Source organism: Kribbella sp. NPDC048915 (assembly GCF_040649595.1).
Lineage (GTDB): Bacteria > Actinomycetota > Actinomycetes > Propionibacteriales > Kribbellaceae > Kribbella.
This window is the reverse complement of the sequence record NZ_JBEZFT010000143.1, coordinates 1-6,741: the sequence shown is the minus strand read 5'-3', so window position 1 is coordinate 6,741 and position 6,741 is coordinate 1. Positions and strand designations below refer to the sequence as shown.

The window sequence follows — 6,741 nt, the reverse complement described above, 5'->3', positions numbered from 1 at the left end:
CGAGACTTGGGTAAGCAGCGCCGATTCTGGACACCCTCGCCCGTGCCGTCACGCATCCACGCCGGACACCAATCCCCGTGCATCAATCATCTAGGAGACGCGGCGAACCGTGATCCGGTTGTAAACGAAGTCGTGACTCCATATATTCGGAGTCGTCACTTCGGTTATCGTTTCGTGTGAGGAACCCGATGAGTCCTGAAGAGGTCTTCCTGAAGCTCGTCCACGGTGTCGCGGACCGCGATTTCGCCGCGCTGCCGCAGCTCTACGCCGAGCACACCGACGTCCGGCACCCGATGAACCCGTACGGCGACCGTCCGCTGCTCAGCCGCGACGCGCTCCGCGAGCACTTCGGCGGGGTCGGCCCGCGGGTGACCGAGGAGGTGCGCTTCCAGCCGGACAGGATCCGGGTGCACCACACCGCCGATCCGGAGGTGATCGTCGCCGAGTTCGAGTACGCCGGGACGGTCGTGGCGACCGGCGAACCGTTCCGCGTGCCGGCGATCTTCGTCCTGCGAGTGCGCGACGGACTGATCGTGGAGTCCCGGGACTACATCGACCACGTGGCGATGATTCGTGCCCGCGGCCAGGTCGACCGGCTCGTCGCGCACCTGACGGAACCGGCCGGCGCCCCCGCCGCGTCGTAGTCGGCAGCGGCGCCGGACGGCCCCGGACCGAGGCACCAAGCCCGCCCGGGGCCGTCTCCAATTCCCCTTGCACACCGCTCCGCAGCGGACGTGCAGCACTCAGCAACCACGCCGATCGGGCCTGTGGCTGCTTGCGCTGAGCGTGGGAACGGCTGCGCTCGTCGCGTTGGTGAGTGACCCAGGTCCGCTCGCGTCAGGTGATGATGCCGCCCTTGGCGCGGCAGGTGTCCCGGATCTGCCAGAAGTTCTGCAGGTACTCGGTGTGGATGGTTCGGCCCATCACGCGGACCAGGGACTCGTCGGCCTGGCGGAGGGCCGAGTAGGAGAAGTTGTGGCTGCCGGTGAAAACCCGCGGCACGATGTCGTCGTCGTAGCCGCCGTCGATGATCAAATACTTCGAGTGCACCCGGATGTCGATGCCTGGGGCAACGTTGTAGTTGCAGCGGGTGATCTGCACCGGTGCCGACTTCAGTGCGGACATGACCGCGTCGTTGGCGTTGGTGAGGACGACGTCGACCCAGCAGCCGTCCTTGCGTAGCTGCGCCAGCCGCTGGGCGATCGCCGGCCGGTTGAAGTCCCACATCGCCACTCGCACGTCGGTCTGATGACGCGAGCCGTCAGGTTCGGTGTACGAGCAGTGCACCGAACCGAGCGAGTTGTAGACGGTGTCTGTCGCCGGGTCGTCGAACGGTTGCCCCGCCCGCTCCTGCCGCGGGAAGAAGAAGACGCGATAGTCCGTCCCGCTGCCGGAATCCTTGTAGTAGTTGTTGTTCCCGCCCGGCACCGAGCGGTAGGCGAGCAGATCCGAGAAGTACGTCCGGTACGCGCCGTACGTCTTCGGGTCGGAGTAGGTGAGGGCGTTGTTGTACGCCTCGTTCTGGTCCCAGATCCCGAGGTTCGCCGAGGCTTGGTAGACCACCGAGCCCACTTCGGCGCCGCCACTGTGCCGGATCTTGGAGAACGTGAAGAACTTGTTGTGGTTGTACGGCGTGACCGGGCCGTCGGACCACTGCTTGACCCGCGTCGCGATACAGCCCCGGATCGTTCCGGCCGGCGACTTGTCCGCGCAGTGCACGACGTACGACGGCTGGTTCTCGGCCGATCCGATCGCCGCGCGCAGCCGGTTCGTGGCGGGGGTGGCCGCGGACTTCTGGTCGACCACGAGCCGGACCTTGACGCCGCGGGCGTGGGCCGCGACCAGCCGGTCGACGATGTCCGGATCGGTCGCGGTGTCGGCGGTGTCCGGCGGGTCGAACCCGAAGAACGACCCCTGGATCTCCTCGCCGGCCGGCACCCGGTCGATCAGGCCGGCCAACTGAATCTGGATGGCGTTCTGCGCGGTTGTGGACCCGGCCGGGTCGTTGAACACCGCATGCCCGATCACCGGATCCGGTACGGCGGCTGGTTCAGCTGGTACGGCGGCCGCAGCGAGAAGCTCGACCGCGGCAGCGGCCAGGAGGATGTGGGGGAGGAGCAGGGCAAGACGCATGGTGACCTCCTGCGGGGCGGATCAGAAGGATGTTCACTGCTTGCACCATGGTGCCGGAAACATTTCTCCCTGAACAGGGGAACGCTCCCGCGGCCGAGCGGCCGCGGGAGCGTTCCGGTAAAGCAGGTGGCGCAGGTGGTGTCAGCGGTCGCCCATCGGGACGTACTGGACGCCGCGCTCGCCGGTGTAGATCTGCTTCGGGCGGGCGATCTTCTGGTCGCTGTCGCCGAGCATCTCGACCCACTGGGCCAGCCAGCCGGAGGTCCGCGGGATGGCGAACAGCACCGTGAACATCTCCGGCGGGAACTCCAGCGCCTCGTAGATCAGGCCGGAGTAGAAGTCGACGTTCGGGTAGAGCTTGCGAGAGACGAAGTACTCGTCCTCGAGGGCGATCTTCTCCAGCTCGACCGCGATCTTCAGCAGTGGGTTGATGCCGGTGACCTCGAAGACGTCGTCGGCGGCCTTCTTGATGATCTTGGCGCGCGGGTCGTAGTTCTTGTAGACCCGGTGGCCGAAGCCCATCAGCCGCTCTTCGCCGTTCTTCACGCCCTCGATGAACGACGGCACGTTCTCGATGCTGCCGATCCGGCGCAGCATCTTCAGCACGGCCTCGTTGGCGCCGCCGTGCAGCGGGCCGTAGAGGGCGCCGATGCCGCCGGCCACGGCGGTGTACGGGTCGACCTGGGTGGAACCGATCGCGCGGACCGCGTTGGTGGACGCGTTCTGCTCGTGGTCGGCGTGCAGGATGAACAGGATCTCCAGCGCGCGGACCAGCCGGTCGTCGGCGGCGTACTTCGGCTCGCTCATCTTGAACAGCATCGACAGGAAGTTCGCCGTGTAGCTGAGCTCGTTGTCCGGGTACACGTACGGCTTGCCCTGGGCGTGCCGGAAGGCGAAGGCGCCGAGCGTCGGCATCTTGGCGATCAGTCGGCGGATCTGCAGGTCCCGGGACTCCTCGTCGAAAATGTTGCGCGACTCGGGGTAGAACGTCGACAGCGCGCCGACCGAAGCCAGCAGCATGCCCATCGGGTGCGCGTCGTACCGGAAGCCCTGCATGAAGGTCTTCAGGTTCTCGTGCACGAACGTGTGATACGTCACGTCGTGCGCCCAGGCCTCGTACTCGGCCTTGTTCGGGAGCTTGCCGTTCACCAGCAGGTAGGCGACCTCGAGGTAGTTCGACTGCTCGGCGAGCTGCTCGATCGGGTAGCCGCGGTACTCCAGGATGCCCTTGTCGCCGTCGATGAAGGTCACCGACGAGCGGCAGGAGGCCGTGTTGACGAAGCCGGGGTCGTAGGTGGCCAGGCCGCCGTCCCCGTCGGATGCGCTGATCTGCTTGAGGTCTGCGGCACGGATGGTGCCATCGGTGATGGCAAGGTCGAAGTCCTTGCCGGTCCGGTTGTCCCGGACGGTGAGCGACTGTTCGGTCACGGGTGCCCTCTTCGGAAGCTGGCGTCATCGCCTGGATGAGTGAGGGTGGATCAGCCGGCGGGACGCGGGTTCGGACTGCAATCTTCACCGCTAAACTAGTGCGGTCCTCAGCTGCTTCCAAGCCGGGGTCCACTCGGCGTGTGGGCTCACTTTGACCCGAACGTGGCGGCGGCGGTAATCTGGGCTGCTGTTGTGCGTTCCAGGTCCAGTACAGACATGTCTTGTCGGCGGACCGCTCGCCGACGTCCAGTTTTTGTCAACCTCTGAGAAACGAAGGTCAACGACCGTGCGCACGTACAGCCCGAAGCCTGCTGACGTCACTCGTGAGTGGCACGTGATCGACGCCACCGACGTCACGCTCGGTCGGCTCGCCGTCCAGATCGCCACCCTGCTGCGCGGCAAGCACAAGCCGACGTTCGCTCCGCATGTCGACGGCGGCGACTTCGTCGTGGTCGTCAACGCCTCCAAGGTGGCCCTGTCGGGCACCAAGCGGACCGACAAGCTGGCGTACCGCCACTCGGGACACCCGGGTGGTCTGACCGCGACGCCGATCGGCGAGATCCTCGAGAAGGACCCGCGCAAGGCCGTCGAGAAGGCCGTCTGGGGCATGCTCCCGAAGAACCGCCTGAGCCGGAAGCTGCTGACCAAGCTGAAGGTGTACGCCGGTCCGGAGCACCCGCACACGGCGCAGCAGCCGAAGCCGTTCGAGATCACCCAGATCGCCCAGTAAGCGATCGACGAACCAGGTAAACGAGGATTCACAGCGTGAGCGACATCACCACCGAGACCGAAGAGTTCGACACCGAGGTCCCCATCGACACCGAGGGCCCGGTCGCCTACACCTCCGAGACGAACCCGGCTCCGGAGCAGCGCGCCGAGACGGGTCGGGTCGCGGTCATCAACCCGGCCGGCGCCACCGGCCGTCGCAAGGAGGCCGTCGCTCGCGTTCGGATCGTCCCGGGCACCGGCAAGTGGAAGATCAACGGGAAGGACCTCGACGTCTACTTCCCGAACAAGGTCCACCAGCAGCACGTGAACGAGCCGTTCGTCGTCGCGGGCCTGGAGGGTTCGTACGACGTGATCGCCCGGATCAACGGCGGTGGCATCACCGGCCAGGCCGGTGCGCTGCAGCTCGGTGTGGCCCGCTGCCTGAACGCCGCGGACCTCGAGGCCAACCGCCCCGGTCTGAAGAAGGCCGGTCTGCTCACCCGCGACGCGCGGATCAAGGAGCGGAAGAAGGCCGGTCTCAAGAAGGCCCGTAAGGCGCCTCAGTACAGCAAGCGCTGATCACCTGATGGGGCGTTTGTTCGGCACGGACGGAGTCCGTGGCCTGGCGAACGTGGACCTGACCGCGGAGCTGGCGCTCGACCTCTCGGTCGCGGCAGCTCACGTACTCGGCGAGGCCGGTGCCTTCGAAGGGCACCGGCCGCGCGCCGTTGTGGGCCGGGATCCGCGCGCCAGTGGTGAATTCCTGGAAGCCGCCGTGGTGGCCGGTCTGGCCAGCGCCGGCGTCGACGTCGTCCGGCTCGGCGTACTGCCGACCCCGGCCGTCGCGTACCTGACCGGCTCAACCGGTGCCGATCTCGGCGTGATGCTGTCCGCCAGCCACAACCCGATGCCGGACAACGGCATCAAGTTCCTGGCCCGCGGCGGGATCAAGCTCGATGACGCGATCGAGGACGCCATCGAGGCCCGGATGGGCGAGGAGTGGCAGCGCCCGACAGGGTCCGATGTTGGCCGGGTGAGCGACGACGGGCAGGGTTTCGAGACCTACGTCTCGCACCTGGTCCGCTCGGCGCCGAACCGGTTCGACGGGCTGAAGGTCGTCATCGACTGCGCCAACGGCGCCGCCTCTCAGACAGCGCCGGAGGCGCTGCGCCGGCTCGGTGCCGAGGTGATCACGGTCGCCGCCGCACCCGACGGGCTGAACATCAACCTGGACTGCGGCTCCACTCACATCGAGGGGCTGCAGCGCGAGGTGGTCGGCCACCGCGCCGACGTCGGGATCGCGCTCGACGGTGACGCGGACCGCTGCCTGGCGGTGGACGCGAACGGCGAGCTGGTCGACGGCGACCAGATCCTCGCGGTGCTGGCGCTGGCGATGCGGGACAGCGGCCGGCTGTCGAACGACACCGTCGTCGCGACCGTGATGAGCAACCTGGGCTTCGTCCAGGCGATGGTTCGGGAGCAGATCGCGGTCGAGCAGACGAAGGTCGGCGACCGGTACGTGCTGGAGGCGATGAAGGCCGGCGGTCACAAGCTCGGCGGTGAGCAGTCCGGGCACGTGATTCTGTCCGACCACGCCACCACCGGCGACGGCACGCTGACCGCGGTCATGCTGCTGGCGCGGGTCGCCCAGACCGGGAAGACGCTGGCCGATCTGGCCGGTGCGATGACCCGGTTGCCGCAGGTCCTGGTCAACGTGAAGAACGTCGATAAGTCCCGTGCGGGGACGGACCCGACGGTCCAGTCCGCCGTTGCCGAAGCCACCACGCGCCTCGGTGACTCGGGCCGCGTGCTGCTCCGCCCGTCCGGTACGGAGCCGCTCGTCCGCGTGATGGTCGAGGCCGAGTCGTCCGACACGGCCAAGGAGATCGCCCACTCGCTCGCCGACGTAGTCGCGGATGCGCTGAAGCTCTAGGGAGCTCGCAACTCGCAACAGGTACGCCGGGGCCGCGCGGCCCCGGCGCCGTCGGTGCGGCGTACGCGTAGATATCCGGCTCTCGTGACTGATGCGTGGGTGCAGCCCGGCCAGCTCGGCCAGCCCGGCCGCCGCAGTTCGCCGGGTTCGCACTAGCCCTGCTCCGCTGGCAACTGCTGACCCCGCGAAAACTCTCCTAGGAGAGTTTTCCGCACGATACTGGAGGCTTTTGCCCCGCATACGGGGGAAAACCCTCCATAGATGCGGCTCCAACAACCCCACGCCCCGATCACCCGCGCGCCGTGGTGCCGTGGGGTGCCGTGCCGTGCCGTGCCGTGCCGTGCCGTGCCGTGCCGTGGTGCCGTGCCGTGGTGCCGTGCCGTGCCGTGGTGCCGTGGTGCCGTGGTGCCGTGGGGTGTGGTGGTGCGGTCTGGTCTTAGGGCGTTCCGGGTTTCCGCCGTGCGGTGGGTTCACCCACGGTGTTGTGGGTTCCGTACCCTTCACACGGGTCAGGAACCCACAACACGATGGGTGAACCC

General features: G+C 67.4%; 6 protein-coding genes. 4 read left to right on the top strand and 2 right to left on the bottom strand.

Going from position 1 to position 6,741, the window contains the following annotated elements; all coding sequences use genetic code 11:
- The first annotated feature begins 188 nt into the window (after window positions 1-188).
- The gene (locus AB0B82_RS35185) at window positions 189-644 is read left to right on the top strand and encodes a nuclear transport factor 2 family protein (protein WP_360178865.1); all 456 of its coding nucleotides are present in this window, start codon (window positions 189-191) and stop codon (window positions 642-644) included.
- A 193-nt stretch (window positions 645-837) separates the two neighbouring features.
- Here AB0B82_RS35185 and AB0B82_RS35180 read toward each other — a convergent pair whose 3' ends face one another.
- Together AB0B82_RS35180 and AB0B82_RS35175 are read right to left on the bottom strand one after the other, a co-directional pair.
- Window positions 838-2,133 (bottom strand): phospholipase D-like domain-containing protein, encoded by a 1,296-nt coding sequence (locus AB0B82_RS35180; protein ID WP_360178862.1) that lies wholly within the window; start codon window positions 2,131-2,133, stop codon window positions 838-840.
- A 141-nt stretch (window positions 2,134-2,274) separates the two neighbouring features.
- Window positions 2,275-3,561 (bottom strand): citrate synthase, encoded by a 1,287-nt coding sequence (locus AB0B82_RS35175; protein ID WP_360178859.1) that lies wholly within the window; start codon window positions 3,559-3,561, stop codon window positions 2,275-2,277.
- A 286-nt stretch (window positions 3,562-3,847) separates the two neighbouring features.
- Here AB0B82_RS35175 and rplM point away from each other — a divergent pair, with 286 nt between their 5' ends.
- The 3 genes from rplM to glmM are packed head-to-tail and all read left to right on the top strand — an operon-like array spanning window position 3,848 to window position 6,202.
- Window positions 3,848-4,291 carry a 50S ribosomal protein L13 gene (gene rplM, locus AB0B82_RS35170; protein WP_132318789.1) on the top strand — a complete coding sequence of 148 codons (444 nt, stop codon included), beginning with the start codon at window positions 3,848-3,850 and terminating at the stop codon, window positions 4,289-4,291.
- Window positions 4,292-4,326: 35 nt separating this feature from the next.
- Window positions 4,327-4,848, top strand: a complete 522-nt coding sequence (gene rpsI, locus AB0B82_RS35165; RefSeq protein ID WP_355482625.1) for a 30S ribosomal protein S9 — start codon at window positions 4,327-4,329, stop codon at window positions 4,846-4,848.
- Window positions 4,849-4,855: 7 nt separating this feature from the next.
- Window positions 4,856-6,202 carry a phosphoglucosamine mutase gene (gene glmM / locus AB0B82_RS35160; RefSeq protein WP_360178854.1) on the top strand — a complete coding sequence of 449 codons (1,347 nt, stop codon included), beginning with the start codon at window positions 4,856-4,858 and terminating at the stop codon, window positions 6,200-6,202.
- Window positions 6,203-6,741 lie beyond the last annotated feature (539 nt).